18 protein-coding genes are annotated in these 22,546 nt (G+C 45.6%); 11 read left to right on the top strand and 7 right to left on the bottom strand.

Going from position 1 to position 22,546, the window contains the following annotated elements:
- The 4 genes from D8S93_RS22410 to D8S93_RS22425 form a co-directional block, all read left to right on the top strand.
- Positions 1–684 (top strand): EF-Tu/IF-2/RF-3 family GTPase (locus tag D8S93_RS22410; RefSeq protein WP_264674663.1); only part of this gene is annotated, 684 nt, incomplete at its 5' end.
- A gap of 331 nt (positions 685–1,015) precedes the next feature.
- The gene (locus D8S93_RS22415; RefSeq protein WP_031780493.1) at positions 1,016–1,204 is read left to right on the top strand and encodes a (2Fe-2S)-binding protein; all 189 of its coding nucleotides are present in this window, start codon (positions 1,016–1,018) and stop codon (positions 1,202–1,204) included.
- A 101-nt stretch (positions 1,205–1,305) separates the two neighbouring features.
- A complete protein-coding gene (gene bfr, locus D8S93_RS22420) occupies positions 1,306–1,782 on the top strand; it encodes a bacterioferritin (protein WP_005395745.1) in 477 nt (158 codons plus the stop codon).
- 203 nt (positions 1,783–1,985) lie between these two features.
- Positions 1,986–3,263, top strand: a complete 1,278-nt coding sequence (locus D8S93_RS22425) for a malic enzyme-like NAD(P)-binding protein (RefSeq protein WP_005395744.1) — start codon at positions 1,986–1,988, stop codon at positions 3,261–3,263.
- Between the two features lie 113 nt (positions 3,264–3,376).
- Here the strand turns inward: D8S93_RS22425 and metJ are convergent, their stop codons facing one another.
- Positions 3,377–3,697 carry a met regulon transcriptional regulator MetJ gene (gene metJ / locus D8S93_RS22430; RefSeq protein ID WP_005381353.1) on the bottom strand — a complete coding sequence of 107 codons (321 nt, stop codon included), beginning with the start codon at positions 3,695–3,697 and terminating at the stop codon, positions 3,377–3,379.
- Positions 3,698–3,922: 225 nt separating this feature from the next.
- Between metJ and D8S93_RS22435 the strand changes: the two genes are divergently transcribed.
- The 3 genes from D8S93_RS22435 to metF all read left to right on the top strand — a co-directional run bounded on the left by D8S93_RS22435 (position 3,923) and on the right by metF (position 8,671).
- Entirely contained in the window at positions 3,923–5,083 is a 1,161-nt protein-coding gene (locus tag D8S93_RS22435; protein ID WP_134648336.1) for an O-succinylhomoserine (thiol)-lyase, read from the top strand.
- A 15-nt stretch (positions 5,084–5,098) separates the two neighbouring features.
- Positions 5,099–7,507: a bifunctional aspartate kinase/homoserine dehydrogenase II gene (locus D8S93_RS22440; protein WP_152815624.1), complete on the top strand. Its 2,409-nt coding sequence runs from the start codon at positions 5,099–5,101 to the stop codon at positions 7,505–7,507.
- Between the two features lie 261 nt (positions 7,508–7,768).
- Positions 7,769–8,671, top strand: coding sequence for a methylenetetrahydrofolate reductase (gene metF, locus D8S93_RS22445; RefSeq protein ID WP_046874624.1), 903 nt, complete (start codon positions 7,769–7,771; stop codon positions 8,669–8,671).
- Positions 8,672–8,741: 70 nt separating this feature from the next.
- Here the strand turns inward: metF and D8S93_RS22450 are convergent, their stop codons facing one another.
- From D8S93_RS22450 to argE, 3 genes are all read right to left on the bottom strand, one after another.
- Positions 8,742–9,281, bottom strand: a complete 540-nt coding sequence (locus D8S93_RS22450; protein WP_005395734.1) for a PadR family transcriptional regulator — start codon at positions 9,279–9,281, stop codon at positions 8,742–8,744.
- 426 nt (positions 9,282–9,707) lie between these two features.
- On the bottom strand, positions 9,708–12,341 hold the full coding sequence (ppc, locus tag D8S93_RS22455) for a phosphoenolpyruvate carboxylase (RefSeq protein WP_152815627.1): 2,634 nt from the start codon (positions 12,339–12,341) through the stop codon (positions 9,708–9,710).
- 272 nt (positions 12,342–12,613) lie between these two features.
- Entirely contained in the window at positions 12,614–13,750 is a 1,137-nt protein-coding gene (argE, locus tag D8S93_RS22460; protein WP_053807711.1) for an acetylornithine deacetylase, read from the bottom strand.
- A gap of 144 nt (positions 13,751–13,894) precedes the next feature.
- Between argE and argC the strand changes: the two genes are divergently transcribed.
- The 4 genes from argC (at position 13,895) to argH (ending at position 19,139) form a co-directional block, all read left to right on the top strand.
- Positions 13,895–14,899 carry an N-acetyl-gamma-glutamyl-phosphate reductase gene (gene argC, locus D8S93_RS22465; protein ID WP_152815630.1) on the top strand — a complete coding sequence of 335 codons (1,005 nt, stop codon included), beginning with the start codon at positions 13,895–13,897 and terminating at the stop codon, positions 14,897–14,899.
- A gap of 21 nt (positions 14,900–14,920) precedes the next feature.
- Positions 14,921–15,712, top strand: coding sequence for an acetylglutamate kinase (gene argB, locus D8S93_RS22470; RefSeq protein ID WP_152815633.1), 792 nt, complete (start codon positions 14,921–14,923; stop codon positions 15,710–15,712).
- An 84-nt stretch (positions 15,713–15,796) separates the two neighbouring features.
- The gene (locus D8S93_RS22475; protein WP_017821738.1) at positions 15,797–17,011 is read left to right on the top strand and encodes an argininosuccinate synthase; all 1,215 of its coding nucleotides are present in this window, start codon (positions 15,797–15,799) and stop codon (positions 17,009–17,011) included.
- Positions 17,012–17,264: 253 nt separating this feature from the next.
- Positions 17,265–19,139 carry an argininosuccinate lyase gene (gene argH / locus D8S93_RS22480; RefSeq protein ID WP_152815635.1) on the top strand — a complete coding sequence of 625 codons (1,875 nt, stop codon included), beginning with the start codon at positions 17,265–17,267 and terminating at the stop codon, positions 19,137–19,139.
- Positions 19,140–19,345: 206 nt separating this feature from the next.
- On the opposite strand, the gene D8S93_RS22485 is transcribed toward argH, so the two are convergent.
- The 3 genes from D8S93_RS22485 to D8S93_RS22500 all read right to left on the bottom strand — a co-directional run bounded on the left by D8S93_RS22485 (position 19,346) and on the right by D8S93_RS22500 (position 22,399).
- Positions 19,346–19,615, bottom strand: a complete 270-nt coding sequence (locus D8S93_RS22485; RefSeq protein WP_012841349.1) for a DUF3624 domain-containing protein — start codon at positions 19,613–19,615, stop codon at positions 19,346–19,348.
- 390 nt (positions 19,616–20,005) lie between these two features.
- Positions 20,006–21,478, bottom strand: a complete 1,473-nt coding sequence (locus D8S93_RS22495) for a dihydrolipoyl dehydrogenase (protein WP_152815638.1) — start codon at positions 21,476–21,478, stop codon at positions 20,006–20,008.
- A 192-nt stretch (positions 21,479–21,670) separates the two neighbouring features.
- A complete protein-coding gene (locus D8S93_RS22500; RefSeq protein ID WP_005395721.1) occupies positions 21,671–22,399 on the bottom strand; it encodes a redoxin family protein in 729 nt (242 codons plus the stop codon).
- Between the last annotated feature and the right edge of the window lie 147 nt (positions 22,400–22,546).

A 22,546-nucleotide genomic window follows, 5' to 3' on the forward strand; every position in this document is an offset into this window, starting at 1 on the left:
CTACCAGTTATCCAAGGTTCTGCACTAGGCGCACTAAACGGCGAAGAGCAGTGGGAAGCGAAAATCGTTGAACTAGCTGAAGCGCTAGATACTTACATCCCTGAGCCAGAGCGTGCGGTAGATCAGCCATTCCTAATGCCTATCGAAGACGTATTCTCAATCCAAGGTCGTGGTACAGTAGTAACTGGTCGTATCGAGCGTGGTATCCTAACTGTAGGTGACGAAGTTGCTATCGTAGGTATCAAGGAAACAACTACTACAACATGTACTGGTGTAGAGATGTTCCGTAAGCTTCTAGACGAAGGCCGTGCAGGTGAGAACGTTGGTGCACTTCTACGTGGTACTAAGCGTGACGAAGTTGAACGTGGTCAAGTACTAGCGAAGCCTGGTTCAATCACTCCACACACTAAGTTCGAATCAGAAGTATACGTACTGTCTAAAGATGAAGGTGGTCGTCACACTCCATTCTTCAAAGGCTACCGTCCACAGTTCTACTTCCGTACAACTGACGTAACTGGTGACATCCAGCTACCAGAAGGCGTAGAAATGGTAATGCCAGGTGACAACGTACAGATGACTGTTGAGCTAATCGCACCAATCGCAATGGACGAAGGTCTACGTTTCGCGATCCGTGAAGGTGGCCGTACAGTAGGTGCTGGTGTTGTTGCTAAGATCTTCGACTAATTCATAACGAATTAAACGAAATCTTGCACTCTTCTTCTTTATGAAGAAAGCGCATCGAGAAAGGGAAGCTTAGGCTTCCCTTTTTTATATCTAAATTATATTTGGTTATAAGTGTTCGTAGGAAATACGTTAATTTTTTAATTTAAAAACAGAATATTATCGGCTCTATTTTTCAACACCTTTGGTCGTAACACCTAACTCTCTGATCTTGGCCTACTGTCACCAAATCTATATAACAAAATATTCTGAACAGACCCATCAATGCGACTGGTAACAAGAACTATTCTTGTTTATATTGATTGCCACAGGTTAATTTAATAGGTTTTTGAGTATGTACGTTTGTCTTTGCCATGGGGTCTCCGACAAGAAAATTAGGAAGTTGGCGATAGATGAAGGCGTAACGGATATTAAAGGAATCAAAAAATGCACAGCATTGGGTAGCCAATGTGGTAAGTGCATCAGACAGGCCAAGGATATTTTAGCGGAAACCAGTTACACGGTATTCAAACAAGCTAGCTAATTACTGTGAGCATGCGGTAATTAAGTAATTATTTGCCTAGCGTTTTGACACCTTCTCATTTGCTTCTACATTTAAATGAAGCTAAAGAGGAGGTTTTTGTCATGAAAGGCGATCCAATCATCATCCAACATCTCAATAAAGTGCTCGGAAATGAGCTCATCGCTATTAATCAGTATTTTCTTCATGCTCGAATGTATAAGGACTGGGGGTTAAAGCACCTAGCAGATAAGGAATATCACGAATCTATCGATGAGATGAAACATGCCGATCATCTGATTGAGCGTATTTTGTTTCTTGAGGGCTTACCTAATCTACAAGATTTAGGCAAGTTGATGATAGGTGAAGACACTAAAGAAATGCTCGAGTGTGACTTAAAGCTTGAGATGGCCGCCATTCCAGATTTAAAAGATGCGATTGCCTATGCTGAAGACATTCGAGACTATGTGTCTCGCGATCTGTTTCAAGATATTCTTGAAGATGAAGAAGAGCATGTTGACTGGCTAGAGACGCAACTTGGCTTGATTGAAATGTCTGGCATTGAGAACTACCTCCAAGCGCAATACGTAGACGAAGAGTAATAACGTCCAGGATTTTGCGCACTTCAATTGTAAGAAGAAAAGAGCACCTGACTCGAAAATCAGGTGCTTATCCCCGCTATCTGGTCTAATCTCTTTTATTATCGGCTTTTTAAGGATATTGCTCGCAATCTTGCCTATGAAGTTTGATTTCTATCCGATAGAATTTATGCCCCCTTACCTAAAAATAAAAAAGAGAAACGTCCATGTCTGAAGACAATCGCCAAGCAGCCACTCCAGAAGAAGAACATCGCCAAAAAGCATTGGATTACCATGCTTATCCAACTCCAGGGAAGATTGCTGTCGAATTGACAAAGCCTGCGGAAACGGCGGGTGATCTTGCCCTTGCTTACAGCCCAGGTGTTGCAGAACCAGTGCGTGAAATCGCACAAAACCCTGATAACGTGTACAAGTACACAGCGAAAGGCAACATGGTTGCTGTTATTTCTAACGGTACCGCTATCCTGGGTCTAGGTAACCTAGGTCCACTTGCATCTAAGCCAGTAATGGAAGGTAAAGCGTTACTGTTTAAACGTTTTGCAGGTCTTGATTCTATTGATATTGAAGTTAAGCACCGCACGATCGATGAATTTGTTGATACTGTTGCAAGCATTGCAGACACCTTTGGTGGTATCAACCTTGAAGATATTAAAGCACCAGATTGCTTTGAGATTGAAAAGCGTCTAATTGAGCGTTGTGATGTACCAGTATTCCACGATGATCAGCACGGTACTGCGATTGTAACGGCAGCAGGCATGCTGAACGCGATCGAACTTCAAGGTAAGAAGCTTGAAGACTCAACGATCGTTTGTCTTGGCGCTGGCGCTGCAGCTGTTGCGTGTATGGAGCTGCTGATTAAATGTGGTGCAATGCGCGAAAAAATTTACATGCTGGATCGTAAAGGTGTGATCCACACTCGTCGTGATGATCTTAATGAATACAAGCAGCTATTCGCAAACAACACGGACAAACGCACATTAGAGGACGTGATTGAAGGCGCGGATCTGTTCCTAGGTGTATCTGGTCCAAACCTATTGCCAGCGGAAGCGTTGAAGCTGATGGCAGATAAGCCAATCGTATTTGCATGTTCGAATCCAGATCCTGAAATTAAGCCGGAACTTGCCCACGCTGTTCGTGATGATTTGATCATGGGTACTGGCCGTAGTGATTACCCGAACCAAGTAAACAACGTATTGTGTTTCCCATTCATCTTCCGTGGTGCTCTTGATGTGCGCGCAAGTGAAATCAATGATGAAATGAAACTTGCAGCCGTTGAGGCGATTCGTGAGCTAGCAAAAGAGCCTGTACCTGAAACTGTATTGAAGGCCGCAGGCGTCGATAAGCTTGAGTTTGGTGCAGACTACATCATTCCAAAACCAATGGACTCACGTTTACTACCACGTGTTGCAAAAGCTGTGGCTCAGGCGGCAGTTGATTCAGGTGTTGCTCGTATCGAGATGCCTGAAACCTACATGGCAGAGTAATATATCTATTAGATGTGATGTACAAAAAATGGGACGCAATCGCGTCCCATTTTTTATGTCATTCTGTTGGCTTGAGATAAGAATTGCTATCTCAAGCCTCCAGCCTCGCTTTTTTACTCTTCGTCAAACGACTCAAATTCGATGCCCATTTCCGTCATCAGTGCTTTTACTTCTGTTGGAATATCATCTGGACGGTCTTTACGAAGGTCTTCATCTGTTGGAAGTGGCTGACCTGTGTACGCGTGCAAAAATGCTTCGCATAGTAATTCACTATTGGTTGCATGGCGTAAGTTATTGATCTGACGGCGAGTACGCTCATCAGTTAGCACTTTTAAAACTTTTAGCGGGATAGAGACGGTAATTTTTTTTACTTGTTCGCTTTTTTTGCCGTGCTCTGCATATGGGCTAATGTATTCGCCATTCCAGTCAGCCATTGCACACCTTCATTTATGTAATCGGTTAAAAATAATTTAGGTGCTGATTTTAGCTGCATTTACCGCCATAAGCAAAGACATATAGACGTCTAGAAGTGTTGACGTCTCATTTTTTGACGAGTAAAGTGAACAGAACAGCAAAGGAAGCGTGTTGATCACTTTATTTTACTCATTAGATATAGCGCATTCCTATTTAGAAGTCATTACCCGTGAAAGGATACACCCATGAGCTCTCGCAAACCTGCGACCATTGCAGTACGCACTGGTATTGAATCAGACAGCCAATATCACGCTGTCGTTCCACCTATTTATCTTTCCACTAACTATGGTTTTCCTGCTTTTGGTGAAGTACCTAAGTATGATTACACGCGATCTGGAAATCCAAACCGCGGACTGTTGGAAAGTGCGTTATCTGAACTCGAGTCTGGAAAAGGAGCGGTTGTCACGAACTGCGGTACGTCGGCATTAAATTTATGGGTATCCGCTTTTCTTGGCCCTGATGATCTCATTATTGCTCCTCACGATTGTTATGGCGGCACCTATCGTCTTTTTAATACCCGAGCCAACAAAGGCGATTTTAAGGTTCAGTTTGTCGATCAATCAGACGAGCAAGCTTTGGATGCCGCATTAGCACAAAAACCAAAACTCATTTTGCTAGAAACTCCGTCAAACCCTCTGGTTCGCGTAGTGGATATTGCAGCTACCTGTGAAAAAGCGAAACAAGTCGGCGCGTTAGTTGCGGTGGACAATACCTTTTTGACACCCGTGTACCAAAAACCTTTAGAGCTAGGTGCGGATTTTGTTATCCACTCCACAACGAAGTACATCAACGGTCATTCAGACGTGATTGGTGGCGTGATCATCACCAAAACAGAAGCGCATGCAGAAGAGCTTGCATGGTGGGGAAATTGCATTGGTGCGACTGGCACACCTTTCGATAGTTATATGACGTTGCGAGGCATTCGTACACTTGGTGCTCGGATGCGAGTGCATGAAGAGAGTTCACAGCAGGTACTGGCTTATCTCCAAAAGCAAGCGTTAGTTAAAACCATTTATCATCCAAGCCTGCCGGAGCACCCAGGTCATGACATTGCTAAAAAGCAGCAAACGGGCTTTGGCTCTATGCTGAGCTTTGAGTTTGCCGGTTCGTTTGAGCAGTTAAAAGTGTTCGTTAAAGAGCTCCAACTGTTTTCATTGGCTGAGTCATTAGGTGGAGTTGAAAGCTTGATTTGTCATCCGGCATCCATGACGCATCGCGCTATGGGAGAGGAAGCACTGGCAGAAGCGGGGGTGTCACATCAACTATTGCGTTTGTCTGTCGGCTTGGAAGATGCACAAGATCTCATCACGGATTTAGAGCAAGCATTCGCTAAAGCTGCCCAATAATAGGAGACGATAATAATGACTTTACAACGTCAGCTGCATAAGTTTGGTGGCAGTAGCTTAGCAAACCCAGAATGCTATTTACGCGTTGTGGATATTCTTAAGGAGTATTCGACGGAAAATGATCTTGTGGTCGTCTCGGCGGCAGGAAAAACCACTAACCGCTTGATTGAGTTCCTGGAAGGGTTAGACAAAGATGGCCGAATCGCGCATGAAGCACTTCAAAGCCTAAGGCAGTTCCAAACGGAGCTAATAGAAAATTTGTTGGAAAATGAAGTACAAGAAGAGCTATTAGCGTTACTGCATGATGAGTTCAGTACCTTATCTGAGCTGACAGCACCACTCACTGGCGCGCAAAAAGCCGCGGTACTAGGACACGGAGAAGTTTGGTCTGCTCGCCTATTGGCCGCGTTATTATCTCAACGTTCTATCCCCGCTATCGCACAAGATGCACGAGCGTTTTTACGTGCGGAAGCCGGGACTCAACCTGAAGTTGATCGCGCTCGTTCATATCCTTTGATAAAAGAAGTTCTCGCGCAACACAATCATAAACGTGTGGTAATTACTGGCTTTATGGCTCAGAACGAGGCGGGCGAAACCATTTTACTTGGTCGTAATGGCTCTGACTATTCTGCAACTGTCATTGGTGCTCTGGCTGAAGTGAGCACGGTCACCATTTGGAGTGACGTTGCCGGTGTCTATAGTGCCGATCCGCGTTTGGTGGCAGACGCGTGTCTGTTACCGTTACTTCGATTGGATGAAGCCAGCGAACTCGCTCGTTTAGCCGCCCCAGTCCTACACAGTCGTACACTTCAGCCTGTGGCGCAAAGTACTATGGATCTCAACCTCAAGTGTAGCTATCTGCCGGAGTCGGGCTCTACTCGTATTGAGCGTGTCTTAGCGTCTGGCCGTGGCGCTAAAATTATTACCTCGCTGGATGATGTTTTATTGGTGCAGCTGTCTTTCATGCATGGGCACGACTTCGAAAAAACACAGAATGATGTATTACAAGCGTTGCAGCGAGCGCAATTGGAGCCATTGGCATTTGAGGCTCAGCCCGCTCAACACACGTTGCGCTTGGCGTATACCGCAGAAATTGCCGGTGGCGCACTGAAACACTTACAAGAGCTTGCGGTTGAAGCGGAGATTAAGCTCAAAGAAGGCTACTCTCTCTTGGCGGCGGTAGGCGCTGGCGTTACGAAAAACGCCAACCATTGTTTTGGTTTTTATCAGAAGTTAAAACACTCTCCGGTTGAATTTATTTCTGAAACTGAGTCGGGGCTGAGTTTAGTCGCCGTTTTGCGTCGTACTGATACCGAAGTGTTGGTTCAAACGATTCATAGCCAGTTGTTCCAAGCGCAAAAGCGCGTGGCGGTGGCTTTATGTGGCAAGGGCAACATTGGTTCTAGTTGGTTAAATTTATTTGCAACTCAAAAAGGTGAGCTCGAAAAACGTCATGGCATGAGCTTTGACCTTGTCGCGGTCGTGGATAGTCAAACCTACTGGTTCGATGAGCAAGGTATTGATGCAGCAAGTGTTGCTGAACGATTTGATGATGAAAGCCTAGCAAACGATGGATCTTGGTTGGCTCACTTAGGAGCGCTAAAAAATTACGATGAAGCCGTAGTGCTTGATGTGACAGCGAGTAAAGACTTAGCTCAGCGCTATGTAGAAATTGCGCAGCAGGGCATTCATTTGATTTCCGCTAACAAAGTGGCGGGTTCGGCAGATAGCCAGTATTACCATCAGGTTCAAGATGCATTCGCTAAAATTGGTCGTTATTGGCTGTACAACGCGACGGTTGGTGCGGGGTTACCAATAAACCATACCGTGCGAGATCTACGTGAAAGTGGGGATGAGATCGTTGCTCTATCGGGTATTTTCTCAGGGACGTTATCATGGTTATTCCAACAATTTGACGGCTCAGTACCATTTAATGATTTAGTCGACCTCGCTTGGCAGCAAGGTTTAACAGAGCCTGATCCTCGTTCTGATTTAGATGGTTCAGATGTGATGCGTAAGCTGGTTATCTTAGCTCGAGAGTCTGGTCTCGATATTGAGCCGGGCAGCGTTAAGGTTGAATCTCTGGTACCAGAAGAATTAACAGAACTTAGCATCGATGACTTCTTCGATAACGGAGGACTGTTGAGTGAAATACTGCAAGAGCGTCTGACAAAAGCACAGAGAAACGATCAAGTGCTTCGCTACGTTGCTCGTTTAGAAAAAAATGGTAAAGCGACGGTGGGAGTAGAAGCGTTATCTCGTGAACATGCGCTCGCCAACCTACTGCCGTGCGACAACATTTTTGCCATTGAAAGTAAGTGGTACAAAGATAACCCACTCGTTATTCGAGGGCCTGGCGCAGGAAGAGAAGTGACAGCTGGCGCGATTCAATCCGACCTCAACCGATTAGCCGGTTTATTCTAAAGTTGCGAGATACCTAAAGCCCTGGAACCCGACCAGGGTTTTTTATTTTTCCTTCAGTGCCATACTGAAGTATCGGCTTGTGATAAGTGGTGAAATAATGTTCAAGTAATAACTTGAACTATCCTCATTATTAACTTGAGAAAAATTCATAATTACAAGGTTGACATTAAATCGTATTCAATACATTCTGTAGACATATAGACGTCTAAACGTCGATTTAAGGAATTTGTTTTCGTGGCGGAGCGCCACAGGGAGAGTAAGATGGGATACACGCACGCAGGCCATATTGACGCCTTGAACCAGAATATTGCTGAGTTGTCAGACAACATCAATGTATCATTTGAGTTTTTTCCACCAAGCAGCGCGAAGATGGAAGAGACACTCTGGAATTCAGTGCACCGTCTTAAAACGCTCCAACCTAAATTTGTTTCTGTGACTTACGGCGCTAACTCTGGCGAGCGTGACAGAACGCACTCCATCATTAAAGAAATCAAAGCAACAACCGGATTGGTTGCTGCTCCTCACCTCACTTGTATTGATGCGACTCGCGAAGAGTTAATTAATATTGCCGATGATTACTGGAATAATGGTATTGAAAATATCGTTGCTTTGCGTGGTGATATTCCTCCTGGTGGCGGTGCGCCTGACATGTATGCCTCGGATCTGGTTGAGCTGCTAAAATCACGTCACGATTTTGATATCTCAGTAGCCGCGTTTCCTGAGGTTCACCCTGAAGCTAAAAGTGCGCAGTCTGACTTATTGAACCTAAAACGTAAGGTTGATGCAGGCGCAAACCGTGCAATTACTCAGTTCTTTTTTGACGTCGAGTCTTACCTTCGTTTCCGCGATCGCTGTGTGGCGGCAGGAATTGATGTGGAAATTGTCCCTGGTATTTTGCCAGTGTCGAACTTTAAGCAAGCCTCTCGCTTTGCTGCGCAGAACAATGTGAAAGTACCAGGCTGGATGAGTAAACAGTTCGAAGGCTTGGATGATGATCCGGTGACTCGTCAGCTTGTGGGAGCAAGCCAAGCTATTGATATGGTGCGCGTACTTAGTCGTGAAGGCGTTAAGGATTTCCACTTCTACACCCTAAACCGTGCAGAGATGACTTACGCTTTATGTCATACGCTAGGCGTTCGTCCTCGCGCTGCAGTAGGTGCATAAATCGGGTTTCAAAAAGACAAAAGGCTTGCCAAGTGGCAAGCCTTTTTCGTTGTATCAAAGTAAAAGGAAATTAACCAATCACTTCAAGTTCTGTTAGGACTTCTTCAGCCCACGTGATCCACGTTTCACGTAACAGTAGGTTACGACGAAGCGTTAGACGTTCTAGGCGAGCTTGTTTATCTAAAGTTGACGGTGTTGCGTAGTAAGCCGCTTCAATTTCTTTGTAGTGAGAAACCAGTTTGCGAGACTCTTCAACTAGTTCGGCGAGTTGATCACGGAAAGGTGTTGATGGTTGAACGGCACATGCCATCAATTTCGCTGAAAATTCATCACGAACAGTCGGGTGTGCAGTTGGTTGATCAAACCATTCTCCTAAAGCGCTGCGACCAGCATCTGTGATGGAGTAAACCTTACGGTCTGGTTTGCCTTCTTGGGGTTCTAATACGCAAGTAACCAGCTCTTTCTCGGCCATTTTATTGAGTTCACGGTACACTTGTTGGTGGCTTGCTTTCCAGAAGTAACCGATGCTAGCAGAGAATTCTTTAGTGATATCGTAACCGGTTGCGTCGCGAGTGCTAAGAACAGTTAAGATTACGTGTGGTAATGACATGTCTTCAATCCAAATGGTCAATAAACTTGTAAACAAGCTACTTATACTTTCAGCTGTGCTCTTTCTGGCACTTGAGTTTTTTAATGTATAAGTAGCACCAACAATGTTGGTCCTGTCACCTTAAAGCCGTTTATCACCTAGAGAGATGGGGAGTCCCATCATGGCTGGAGCAGGTATGATTGGATTTATGAGCTCTCAGCAGGCAAGTAGTATATAAATAATAAGCATGAAGTGGAATAGTAGGACAAAATTACCCTAAAAAACTAACATAATAATCAATAGTGTTAACTTGTGGTTTTTTATTCTTTTTGTGTGGTAATTTTTGGGTTTTTTATAGTTTATTAAACTGCCTTTTGGTTGCGCAATTATCCAGCGTCAAAAAAAAAGCTGAGCACTTGCTCAGCTTTTTTATTACAAATGAAGCGATTAGCCTGTGTTGCGCATGCCAGCTGCAATACCAGCAATTGTCACCATTAGTGCTTCTTCTAGGTTTGCAGATGCTTCTTCGGTTTGGCGTGTACGGTATAGCAACTCGGCTTGTAGCATGTTCAATGGCTCAACGTAGATGTTGCGCAAGCGAATCGATTCGAGTCCCCAAGGGTCATGCTGCATCAAGTTTTCGTTGTTCTCTACATTCAGTACTGCTTTGATATCTTCTTGAAGCTGAGCGCGAAGCTTTTCACCGAGTGGACGGAGTGATTCATCCACCAATCGCTCATCGTAATAGCGAGAAATATCGATATTACACTTCGAGTACACCATTTCTAACATGCCAAGGCGAGTCGAGAAGAACGGCCATTCACGACACATCTCTTCGAGCAACGCTTGGTGGCCTTTATCGATCGAGTATTGAATCGCTTCACCCGCACCTAACCATGCTGGAAGTACCAAACGATTTTGGCTCCACGAGAAGATCCACGGGATTGCACGTAAGCTTTCCACTCCGCCCTTCGGATTACGTTTTGCAGGACGAGAGCCAAGTGGCAACTTACCGAGCTCGAGCTCTGGTGTCGCTTGACGGAAGTAAGGCACAAAATCAGGCTCGCCGCGAACTACGTTGCGATAAGACTCGCAGCTAACTTCTGATAGCACTTCCATTAAGTCGCGCCATTCTTGTTTTGGCTCTGGTGGTGGCAATAGGTTGGCTTCTAGAATCGCGCTCGCGTAAAGGTTAAAACTGTTTACGGCGACGTCTGGGAGACCGAGTTTAAAGCGGATCATCTCGCCCTGTTCTGTTACGCGCAAACCACCTTTCAAGCTTTTTGGTGGTTGAGACAGAAGTGCTGCGTGTGCTGGCGCGCCGCCGCGGCCTACTGTACCGCCACGACCGTGGAATAGAGTCAGTTCAACACCTTCTTCTTCCGCCACTTTTACTAACGACTCCATTGCATGGTACTGAGCCCAGCCTGCAGACATGACACCCGCATCTTTCGCTGAGTCAGAGTAACCAATCATGACCATTTGGTGGTTTTGGATAAAGCCACGGTATAGGTCGATACCCATCAGCTGTTTGATGACTGATTCTGCATTGTTCAAGTCCTCTAGCGTCTCGAATAATGGGCAAACATCCATACGATATGGGCAGCCAGCTTCTTGCAGAAGTAGGTGGACTGCTAACACATCCGATGCAGTGCGTGCCATAGAAATTACGTAGGCACCGAATGCTTCACGCGGTTGTGCTGCAATAATCTTACAGGAGTCCAAAACCTCTTTGACAGGTTCTGATGGTTCCCAATCACGAGGCAGAAGAGGACGCTTAGATGCGAGTTCGTTGGTTAGGAAAGCAATCTTATCTTGCTCGCTCCATTGCTCGTAATCACCAATGCCTAAGTAGCGGGTTAATTCAGACAATACGTCTGAATGACGCGTGCTCTCTTGGCGGATATCAAGGCGAACAAGATGAATACCAAATGCTTTTACGCGGCGCAATGTATCCAGTAGAGAGCCATTTGCGATCACACCCATGCCACATTCATTTAGCGACTGGTAACAGGCATACAGAGGTTCCCAAAGTTGCTCGACTTTTTGCAACGGAGCTTTAACGGCCAGTTTTTGACCATGGATTTTAGCATCGAGAATATCTTTGGTTTCGTTCAATAGTGAGCGAAGTTGTTTCAGGATCGCACGATATGGTTCGTGCTGATCTTCGCCAGCAAGTTCACGAACTTGATCGTTTGAAACCGTCATAGACAGTTCACTGATCAACTCGTTGATGTCATTGAGATAAAGATCTGCAGCTTTCCAACGAGACAGAAGCAATACTTCACGCGTCACGCTATGAGTGACGAACGGGTTACCGTCGCGGTCACCCCCCATCCAAGAAGAGAAGTGCACTGGGCGAGCATCAATTGGTAAACCTTCACCCAAGTAAGATTTCAAGCGATCGTGCATTTCACGTAAGAAGTCTGGCACCGCTTCCCATAGTGAGTTTTCAACGACCGCAAACCCCCATTTTGCTTCATCCAGCGGAGTAGGGCGCTGTTGTCGAATTACGTCTGAATGCCAGCTTTGCGCGATCAGTTGCTCTAAACGACGCTCGGTTTTCTTGCGCTCTTTAGAAGAAAGATCACTCAGTTCCAACTTTGATAAGCACTCGTTGATCTTGACCAACTTGTTGATCATCGTGCGACGCGTGATTTCCGTTGGGTGAGCCGTCAATACCAATTCAATATTCAGATCACGAACCGCTTGCGCAGTGTCCAGTTTGCTCACATCGTTTTGTACCAGTTTAGAAAACAGCGAGTTAATCGCGTCTGGTTCACAAATGTGCTCTTCACAATGGCGTGAAATCGTGTGGTATTGCTCAGCAATATTGGTGAGATTTAGAAATTGGTTAAACGCACGGGTAACGGGCGTTAGTTGCTCATCAGGTAAATGTTTGATTTCTTCGATCAAGCTGTCCCTGTCTGCTTGATTTCCTGCTTGAGCTGATTTGGATAATTTACGAATGGTTTCCACTTTCTCGAAGATTTCTTCGCCATGGGCATCGCGAATGGTGTTACCCAATAAGTGGCCTAACATGCGCACATTACTTTTGAGTGCGGCGTATTTCTCGTTCATTGTCGTCCTGCCTCGTAAAAAAACTACATCCATTGTCCTTGTTAAGACTCCAATCTAGCGAAAAGCACCAGTTATAGTCAAATAAAGCAGACTAAGTTTGCAATTATTCCGCTGTCTCCTGATTTAGAGCAAATTTACGGCAGCTGTAGAATAAGAAGTGAAAATTAATTACAAAATAACAAGTTAAAGAAGTGTTAAGGCTAGCGCTAAATTGTGAAGATAAAAAGATGCAGCTCAATCGAGCTGCACTGACTTTTGAGTTTATTCGTGTATTAACAGCAATACTTGACCATTGCCTTTGAAAGCACATCAATTGTGGGATCGATAAAATCAAATGAGAGAAACTCATCCGGTTGGTGCGCTTGGTCAATTGAACCCGGGCCAAGAACTAAGGTTGGACAGAGCTGTTGTAAGAAGGGCGCCTCAGTACAGTAGTTAACGGTTTCTGAACTGGTTTGGCAGATCTCTTCAACACCACCGATAAATGGGTGGTCATGTTGGCATTCGTAACCCGGAATTGGTTCATGTAACGGAATTATCTCCAAGCGTCCAGGCCACTTTGCTTCGACTTCTTTTAATGCTCCGCGCAGCATATTTTCTAGGCCATCCAGGCTGATCCCTGGTAGTGGGCGAACATCATAGTGCAGCTCACAGCAACCACAAATACGGTTAGCGCTGTCACCGCCGTGAATGTGTCCAAGGTTTAGGGTAGGGCTTGGAATGGCAAAACCCGGATGGTGGTATTCTTTCACCAATTTATCGCGCAGTTGCATCATGGCAAACATCACTTCATGCATGATCTCAATCGCGTTAACGCCTAAGGCAGGATCGGATGAATGGCCTGACTTACCCGTGACCCGAATTGCATTCGCCACATGACCTTTGTGGCCGCGAATAGGAATGAGGCTGGTGGGCTCACCAATAATGCAGTAATCCGGCTTAAAAGGGGCGTTTACGGTGAAATGTCGTGCACCCAACATTGTGGTCTCTTCGTCACAAGTGGCTAATACGTACAGCGGCTTGGTCTGCTTGCTCCAGTCGACTTTTTTGACGGCTTCGTAAATAAAGGCAAAAAAGCCTTTCATGTCTGCCGTGCCTAAACCGTAAAAGCGGTTGTCTTTTTCAGTCAGTTTATGTGGATCAAAATTCCATCGTCCTTGATCGAATGGCACGGTATCACTATGGCCCGCAAGTAAAAGGCCGCCTTCACCCTCACCCATACGTGCAATCATATTGTGCTTGCCTGGCTCGACCTCGATCACTTCAACGCTAAAACCCAGATCTTTAAACCAAGATGCGAGTTTTTCGATGACTTTTGCATTGCCCTGATCCCAGCTCGGATCCGTGGAGCTGATAGAAGAGGTGCTGATGAGTCCTTCATAGACCTCTAGAAAAGTTGGTAATTGCATGGATTCTTCAAATCTCCTGTTGACAGACAGACCACAAAAATGTAAAACACATATTAAATCATATTTAATGAATAAAAAATCAAAATAAAGCAAAAATTAAATATGAATAGTCATTTAAGCCTTTAAGTATATGGATGTCACACAATGCTAAAAACCACGATTATTGGAGCCAGCGGTTACACCGGCGCAGAGTTAGCGTTAATGGTTAATAAACACCCACAACTCACGCTATCAGGTTTATACGTCTCCGCCAACAGTGTTGATGCAGGAAAGAATATTGCGCAGCTGCACGGTAAGTTAGCAGGCATCATTGATATGCCGGTCTCGCCACTAACGGAACCACTGCAAATCGCTCAAGAATCGGATGTGGTGTTTTTAGCAACGGCTCATGAGGTGAGCCACGATCTAGCCCCAACTTTCTTGGAGGCAGGCTGTCAGGTATTCGATTTATCGGGGGCATTCCGCGTCCAAAGTGAAGGTTTTTACAACACCTTTTATGGCTTCGAGCATCAACATAATAACTGGCTAGATAAAGCTGCATACGGCTTAGCAGAGTGGAACCAGGAATCAATTAAAACTGCTCCCTTAGTTGCTGTAGCAGGTTGCTACCCGACTGCTTCGCAGTTAGCCATCAAACCTCTACTCGAAAATGCATTAGTGGATACCAATCAATGGCCTGTCATTAACGCGACCAGCGGTGTGTCCGGAGCTGGGCGTAAAGCTTCTATGGTGAACAGTTTCTGTGAAGTGAGCTTGCAACCTTATGGTGTATTTACTCATCGTCACCAACCAGAAATTGCTCAGCACTTAGGTTGCGATGTGATTTTTACTCCGCACCTAGGCAACTTTAAACGCGGCATTCTTGCCACGATCACCATGAAGCTAGCATCAGGCGTTACAGAGCAACAAGTCGCTCAAGCATTTGAACAAGCTTATCTAGGAAAGCCAGCCGTGCGTTTAAAAGGCGATGGTATTCCACGTATTCAGGATGTCGAAAATACCCCTTTCTGCGATATCGGCTGGAAGGTACAAGGCGAACACATCATTGTGATTTCAGCCATCGACAATCTACTCAAAGGTGCATCAAGTCAAGCGATGCAATGTCTCAATATTCATTATGGTTACCCAGAACTGACAGCGTTGCTGTAGTCGTTGAAAGAGGGAAATGCGATGACGCAAACCAATCAAGCTCCTTTAGTCATTAAGCTAGGCGGTGCTGCTCTATCTTGCACTCAAACCTTAAGCCAACTGTTTGGTGCCATTGCGGCTTACCAAAAATCGGCACAGCGACAAATCGCCATCGTTCATGGCGGTGGCTACCTAGTTGATGAGTTGATGGCAAAGCTTCAGCTTGAAACCGTAAAGAAAAACGGTTTACGCGTAACGCCTTACGATCAAATTCCGGTGATTGCAGGCGCACTTGCAGGCACAGCGAATAAGCTACTTCAAGGCCAAGCCATCGCAGATGGACTCAATGCAGTAGGTCTTAGCCTTGCGGATGGTGGTTTGTGTCTTGTTGAAGAACTTGACCCAGAGTTGGGCGCGGTAGGTAAAGCATCACCGGGTGATTCAACGCTATTACAAGCGGTACTAAACACAGGCGCACTGCCGATCATCAGTTCAATTGGCTTAACCACAGATGGCCAGATGATGAATGTGAATGCTGACCAAGCCGCAGTCGCGGTGGCAGGTACTCTCGATGCTGAATTAGTCCTGTTGTCAGATGTGAGTGGCGTACTCGATGGCAAAGGGCATTTGATCAAAACGCTATCTGAGCAAGAAGCCGATGCATTGATCAAAGGGCAAGTGATCACAGACGGCATGATCGTCAAAGTTAAAGCTGCTTTGGAGGCGGCCAATGATCTTGGTCGTCCTATCGAAATCGCGACCTGGCGTTACCCAGAAAAATTAGTACAGCTATTCGCTGGTGAAAGTATTGGAACGCAATTTTTGCCTCAATAAGCATTAGCAAAAGAATTCAATATTAGGAAGTAGTAGTTGGCACTGACCGCCGAGCGCAGCGCCAGTTAAGTTTGGAGAAGAAAGATGAGCAAAGTGAACGTAAATAAAGTGGTAGTCGCATACTCAGGCGGTCTAGATACCTCAGTAATTATCCCGTGGCTAAAAGAGAACTACGATTGTGAAGTCGTTGCTTTCGTTGCCGATGTTGGTCAAGGCGCAGAAGAGCTAGAAGGTATTGAAGCGAAAGCAAAAGCTTCAGGTGCTTCTGAGTGTTACATCGCTGACTTGAAAGAAGAAATGGTCGCAGACTACATTTACCCAACGCTAAAAACCGGCGCGTACTATGAAGGTAAGTACCTGCTGGGTACATCAATGGCGCGTCCAATTATTGCTAAAGCACAGGTTGAAGTCGCACGTAAAGTGGGCGCGGACGCATTGTGTCACGGCTGTACAGGTAAAGGTAATGACCAAGTTCGTTTCGAAGGCGCATTCGCAGCACTAGCACCAGATCTACAAGTGATTGCCCCTTGGCGTGAATGGGACCTAGTGAGCCGTGAAGAATGTTTAGATTACCTAGCTGAGCGTAACATTCCTTGTTCAGCGTCTCTTACTAAGATCTACTCACGTGATGCAAATGCATGGCATATTTCCACTGAAGGTGGCGTCCTAGAAGATACGTGGAACGCACCAAACGAAGATTGCTGGGTATGGACTGTAGACCCAGAGCAAGCACCAAACGAAGCGGAATACGTCACGCTGAAAGTAGAAAAAGGTGAAGTGGTCGAAGTTGATGGCGAAGCGATGACACCATACAACGCGTTGGTGTATCTAAACGAAAAAGGTGCGAAGCACGGTGTTGGTCGTATCGATATCGTTGAAAACCGTCTTGTAGGAATGAAATCTCGTGGCTGCTACGAAACACCGGGAGGCACCATCATGATGGAAGCGCTGCGTGCTGTAGAGCAGCTTGTGCTAGACAAGTCATCATTCGAATTCCGTGAGGAGCTAGGTCTAAAAGCGTCTCACCTTGTGTACGATGGCCGTTGGTTTACGCCACTATGTAAGTCGATCCTTGCCGCTTCAGAAGAGTTAGCGCAAGACGTGAATGGCGAAGTGGTTGTTAAGCTCTACAAAGGCCAAGCCACGGTAACGCAAAAACGTTCTGACAACAGCTTGTACTCAGAAGAGTTCGCGACTTTTGGTGAAGATGAGGTTTACGACCAAAGCCATGCGGGTGGTTTCATCCGTCTTTACTCGCTATCAAGCCGTATCCGTGCGTTGAACAGCCAGAAGAAATAATCTCTCCACATCTCGGATTGAGTAAAGACCTGCTATTGGATAGCAGGTCTTTTTTGTTGGCTTACGTCTATGAGTACAAAGATGCAAATGCATTCTGTTTGAATATATATGTAAAAATATTGAATTTATACTTTATTTTTTGTCGAAATTGCCGTAACGTTGACCCATAAGAAAAAGTGAGCAAATGACCATCAAATTGGTTACTACTCATTCGAGAACGTTAGAGTAAGCAATAGTCATCAGGAGAAACGCAATGGCATTATGGGGCGGAAGATTTACCCAAGCGGCAGACACTAGATTTAAAGAGTTTAACGATTCGTTGCGTTTTGACTACCGATTGGCTGAGCAAGACATCGTAGGTTCAATCGCATGGTCTAAAGCTCTGCTTTCTGTAGATGTTCTATCGGCAGAAGAACAGCAAAAGCTGGAACTTGCTTTAAACGAGCTGAAGTTAGAAGTGATGGAAGATCCTCATCAAATTCTTCGCTCAGATGCAGAAGATATCCACTCGTGGGTTGAACAGCAGCTGATTAGTAAAGTAGGAGATTTAGGTAAAAAACTCCACACTGGGCGTTCTCGTAATGACCAAGTAGCGACAGACCTAAAACTTTGGTGTCGTCAGCAAGGCCAGCAACTGTTGATTGCTTTAGATCGTCTGCAATCGCAAATGGTTCATGTTGCTAAGCAGCACCAAGGCACTGTATTGCCTGGCTATACTCATCTTCAGCGCGCTCAACCTGTCACCTTTGCTCACTGGTGTTTGGCTTATGTTGAAATGTTCGAGCGTGACTACTCTCGTCTGAATGATGCCTTACAGCGCCTCGACACTTGTCCACTTGGCTCGGGTGCTTTAGCTGGCACGGCTTATCCGATTGATCGTGAACAGTTAGCTCATAACCTTGGTTTCCACCGCGCTACGCGTAATTCACTCGATTCGGTTTCGGATCGTGATCATGTGATGGAACTGATGTCGGTGGCCTCGATTTCTATGTTGCACCTTTCTCGTCTTGCAGAAGATATGATCTTCTACAACTCAGGGGAGTCTAACTTTATTGAGTTAGCGGATACGGTGACGTCTGGTTCGTCATTGATGCCACAGAAGAAAAACCCAGATGCACTTGAGTTGATCCGTGGTAAGACAGGGCGTGTCTATGGCGCATTATCGAGCATGATGATGACAGTGAAAGCCCTACCATTGGCGTACAACAAAGACATGCAAGAAGATAAAGAAGGGTTGTTTGATGCGTTAGACACATGGAATGATTGCATGGAAATGGCAGCGCTGTGTTTTGATGGCATTAAAGTAAATGGTGAGCGTACGCTTGAAGCTGCGAAGCAAGGGTATGCGAATGCGACTGAGTTAGCTGATTACTTAGTGGCGAAAGGCATCCCATTCCGTGAGGCGCACCATATTGTGGGCGTAGCGGTGGTAGGGGCAATTGACAAAGGCTGTGCGCTGGAAGAATTGTCTCTGCAAGAGCTAAAAACCTTCTCTGAGGTGATTGAAGATGATGTGTATGACATTCTGACGATAGAGTCTTGTTTGGAAAAACGTTGTGCGCTGGGTGGCGTTTCGCCTCACCAAGTCGCTTATGCGGTAGAGCAAGCGGATAAACGTCTGAGCCAGCGTGACAGCTCGGCAGTGAAAGTGCGTCCTGCACGTTTGACGGACATTGAAACACTAGAGGGCATGGTGGCTTATTGGGCGAACCTCGGTGAGAATCTACCCCGCTCTCGTAATGAGCTCGTGAGAGATATTGGCTCCTTCGCGGTGGCTGAGCATCATGGTGAAGTGACAGGTTGCGCTTCTCTATATGTGTATGACTCAGGGTTGGCTGAAATACGCTCTCTTGGTATCGAAGCGGGCTGGCAAGGTCAAGGACAGGGCAGTGCAATCGTAAATCACTTGGTTGAGAAAGCACGTCAAATGGCGATAAAGAAGGTCTTTGTCCTCACTCGAACGCCAGAGTTCTTTATGAAGCAGAGCTTCTTACCAACATCGAAGTCGCTGTTGCCAGAAAAAGTCTTGAAAGATTGCGATCAGTGTCCACGTCAGCACGCGTGTGATGAAGTGGCGCTAGAGATCAATTTAATGGAGCAAGTGATCCAAAAATCGCATGTGGCATGAGCTGAAATTTCGGAGTGATTTTATTAGCATTCAATGACATAGTTATTTTCTGATTCACTTACATCAGTATTTGCTAAAAAAATCGAAAAAATTTGGAACCTTTGAGAGGAAGCTCGGTCTATTAAAGTACCACTGCTTTTTCTTAGAAGAATCTAAGAGAGCCCCAGAACTGATATTGGTTTTGGGGCTTTTTTCTATCTGCCACTTTACTCTTTTTTATCCGTCTCTTTTCGTCCTCGCCGACGTTGCCAAGGCAAGATGACAAAACGCATCCATAAGTGCAAAAACAATAAAATATTGAAAGCGAAACCAGCAAAGATCAAAGCGATCGACTCGATGCTTTGTGGATCATCTTTGAACGCAAACCACCACACAATCCAGCACAGTACCGAAAGCACCGTTAACTGATCCAAGCATCGTTGGCAACGCCCAAGCTTTTTCCAAAACCAATGTTCCTCGCAGCGGCGACAAGTCATAGTGTTTTCCAAGGCATCAGTGTTGCTTCAGATTATATACCCAACACAAAGAGAGAAAGCGTTTTTTGTCGCAGCTTAGAGCGCAGGAACACAACCAAAAATGGAAAGTTAGCTTTGTAGAGCTTATGTGGCACGTGATTGATGTATGGTTCGCTGTCAGTCTTTAATAGGAAAAATAATCATGTCGACAGAATTGAAATTTGCACTGAGTATCGCTGGTGGTTTTTTTACGATCGGTGTAGTCGCGATCATCATGGTAAGTCGTTACGCAATGATGGCAGTGTAGTACTTATGTAATCGCCTCAAAGTAGTCAACAGAGAGCCCCGTTAATCACGAGGCTTTCTGTTTTGCTTGGTATGTAAAGATTGGCTCGATTGAGCATGAAATCGTTAGCAACCAGGCCCACAGTCAAGGCAATGTTTCACCATTTCTGGCCCTAAGTGTAGTTTTGCATTTAAATCACGTAGAGCGGTGCGGACACCCTCTTCGATCACTGGATGATAGAAGGGCATATCTAGCATCTCAGAAACCGTCATTCTATTTTGGTGTGCCCAAGCCAAAAGATGCGCGAGGTGTTCTGCGTTCGGCCCCATCATCTCTGCACCTAAAAATCGTCCAGTACCTTGCTCGCCATAGACATGTAACATCCCTTTGTTTCGTAGCATGACACGTGAACGTCCTTGATTCTCAAACGAGACTTCGCCAGTAACAAAACAACCACAGCTTCCTAAGCGAGTTTCCAGTTGTTTGAAAGTTTCACCGACCATAGCTATTTGCGGATCGGAGAATACAGCTGAAATTGGCGAACGACGCAGACCTGCACGAATATCCGGGAAACGACCAGCATTGTCACCAGCAATGCGGCCTTGGTCAGCGGCTTCGTGCAGCAATGGAACTTGGTTACTTGCATCACCCGCAATAAAAATACTCTCTACGGAGGTTTGCAATGTGTAGTGATCTGCGGTTGGTACACCGCGTTCATCTAATGCCACACTGGTGTTCTCGATCGCCAGCTTATCTACGTTTGGACGTCGTCCAGTGGCTGCTAAAACGTAATCAACAATAAAGGTTTCTAATTCACCGTCGTGGTTAATGAATTTGATTTCAACTTTGTCTGCGCCTGCTGCATTCGATGAGGGTATGCGCTTCATGCTTTCTACTTTTACATCGGCATCAAGATAGAACTCTTCTTTAAAAGTTTTATCTGCGTAAGCCATCACCTCTGGATCTGTCAGTGGACCAACTTGACCACCAAGACCAAAGAGCTTCACTTTCACCCCTAGGCGGTGCAATGCTTGACCGAGTTCAAGACCGATCACTCCAGGGCCAAATACCGCAACGGACTCAGGCAAATCATCCCAATCAAAGACATCATCATTCATTACGAGACGGTCACCCAACTCATTCCAAGCTGCTGGATAAGCAGGACGAGAGCCCGTCGCGATCACAATCCGTTTTGCGGTGACCTGAGTATAATCATCTATGATGAGAGTGTGGTCATCGGCAAACTTCGCGTAGCCCGATAGTTTGTCTTCAGCGGGAATATCATCGACACTTTCAAGCACAAAGCCAACAAAACGATCGCGTTCGCGCTTTACACGATCCATAACTTCTTGTCCGTTAATGCGTATTTCACCTTGCGGATGGATCCCAAATCCAGGCGCTTTTTCGATTTGGTGGACACTTTCTGCGGCCGCAATCAACAGCTTAGAGGGCATGCAACCGACGCGAGCACAGGTTGTTCCGTAAGGGCCGCCTTCAATCATTACTACGCTATTAGTATGAGCTTTTGCTGCTCGATAAGCGCCAAGACCAGCAGTACCACCACCAATAATCGCTACGTCGACATTAACTTGTTTCATCGTGAACTCTCGCTTTTTGTTTTTAAGCCAAGCTAGCTACATTGAGCTTGGAGAGTGAATTGGGTCGTTGAATCTGTATAAGGAGTCACCTTATCGGTAGACGACTACTTATCTAGACTAGTAGAAGAAGTGAGTTAGGGTTGGCCTCCGAGCCAAAGGCACCGGAGACCGAGGGTGTAGGCTATGGACAGCTTAGCCTAGATACGCTTCTAGCTCTTCGCTACCGCCGATGTGCTTGCCACCGATAAAGACTTGTGGAACAGTCGTGCGACCAGATATAGCTCGTAGACTAACTGTCGTTGCGTCTTTACCCAGAATCACTTCTTCATATTGAAGACCGTGGTCAATCAGGTTTTGTTTCGCTTTCATACAGAAAGGGCAGCCTGGCTTGGTGAATACCGTGATGGACTCTTGCGTTTTGTAGTCAGGCGCTATGTAGTTCAGCATCGTATCTGCGTCTGACACCTTGAATGGGTCGCCTGGTTCGTTTGGCTCAATGAACATTTTTTCCACTACGCCATCTTTTACTAGCATGCTGTAACGCCATGAGCGTTTGCCAAAGCCGATGTCGTTTTTATCCACTAACATGCCCATGCCATCGGTGAACTCACCATTACCGTCAGGAATGAAGGTGATGTTTTCTGCTTCTTGGTCTTGTTTCCATGCATTCATCACGAACGTATCATTGACTGAGACACAAATAATCTCATCCACTCCGTGCTCTTTAAATACAGGGAACAATTCGTTGTAACGAGGTAGATGGCTTGATGAACAGGTTGGAGTAAATGCACCCGGTAAGCTAAATACGATAACGGTCTTACCTTTAAATAGCTCATCAGTCGTTACATTCATCCAAGAGTCACCTTGACGAACTGGAAAAGTAACTTGAGGGACTTGTTGACCTTCTTTAGATACAAACATAATGATTTCCTTTAACTATTTTAAATTATGCGTATAGAGCTTAGCGTTTTTCTTTGCTCTGTTTCGTTCTGTTGAGCCCATTATTGTAAAAATCCTTTGATAGCTCTAATCGTTTGGTGTTATGGTTTTGATAGGTATTAGCTATTG

Origin of the sequence: Vibrio sp. VGrn 2 (assembly GCF_009361695.1) — a bacterium.
Taxonomy (GTDB): Bacteria; Pseudomonadota; Gammaproteobacteria; order Enterobacterales; family Vibrionaceae; genus Vibrio; species Vibrio diabolicus.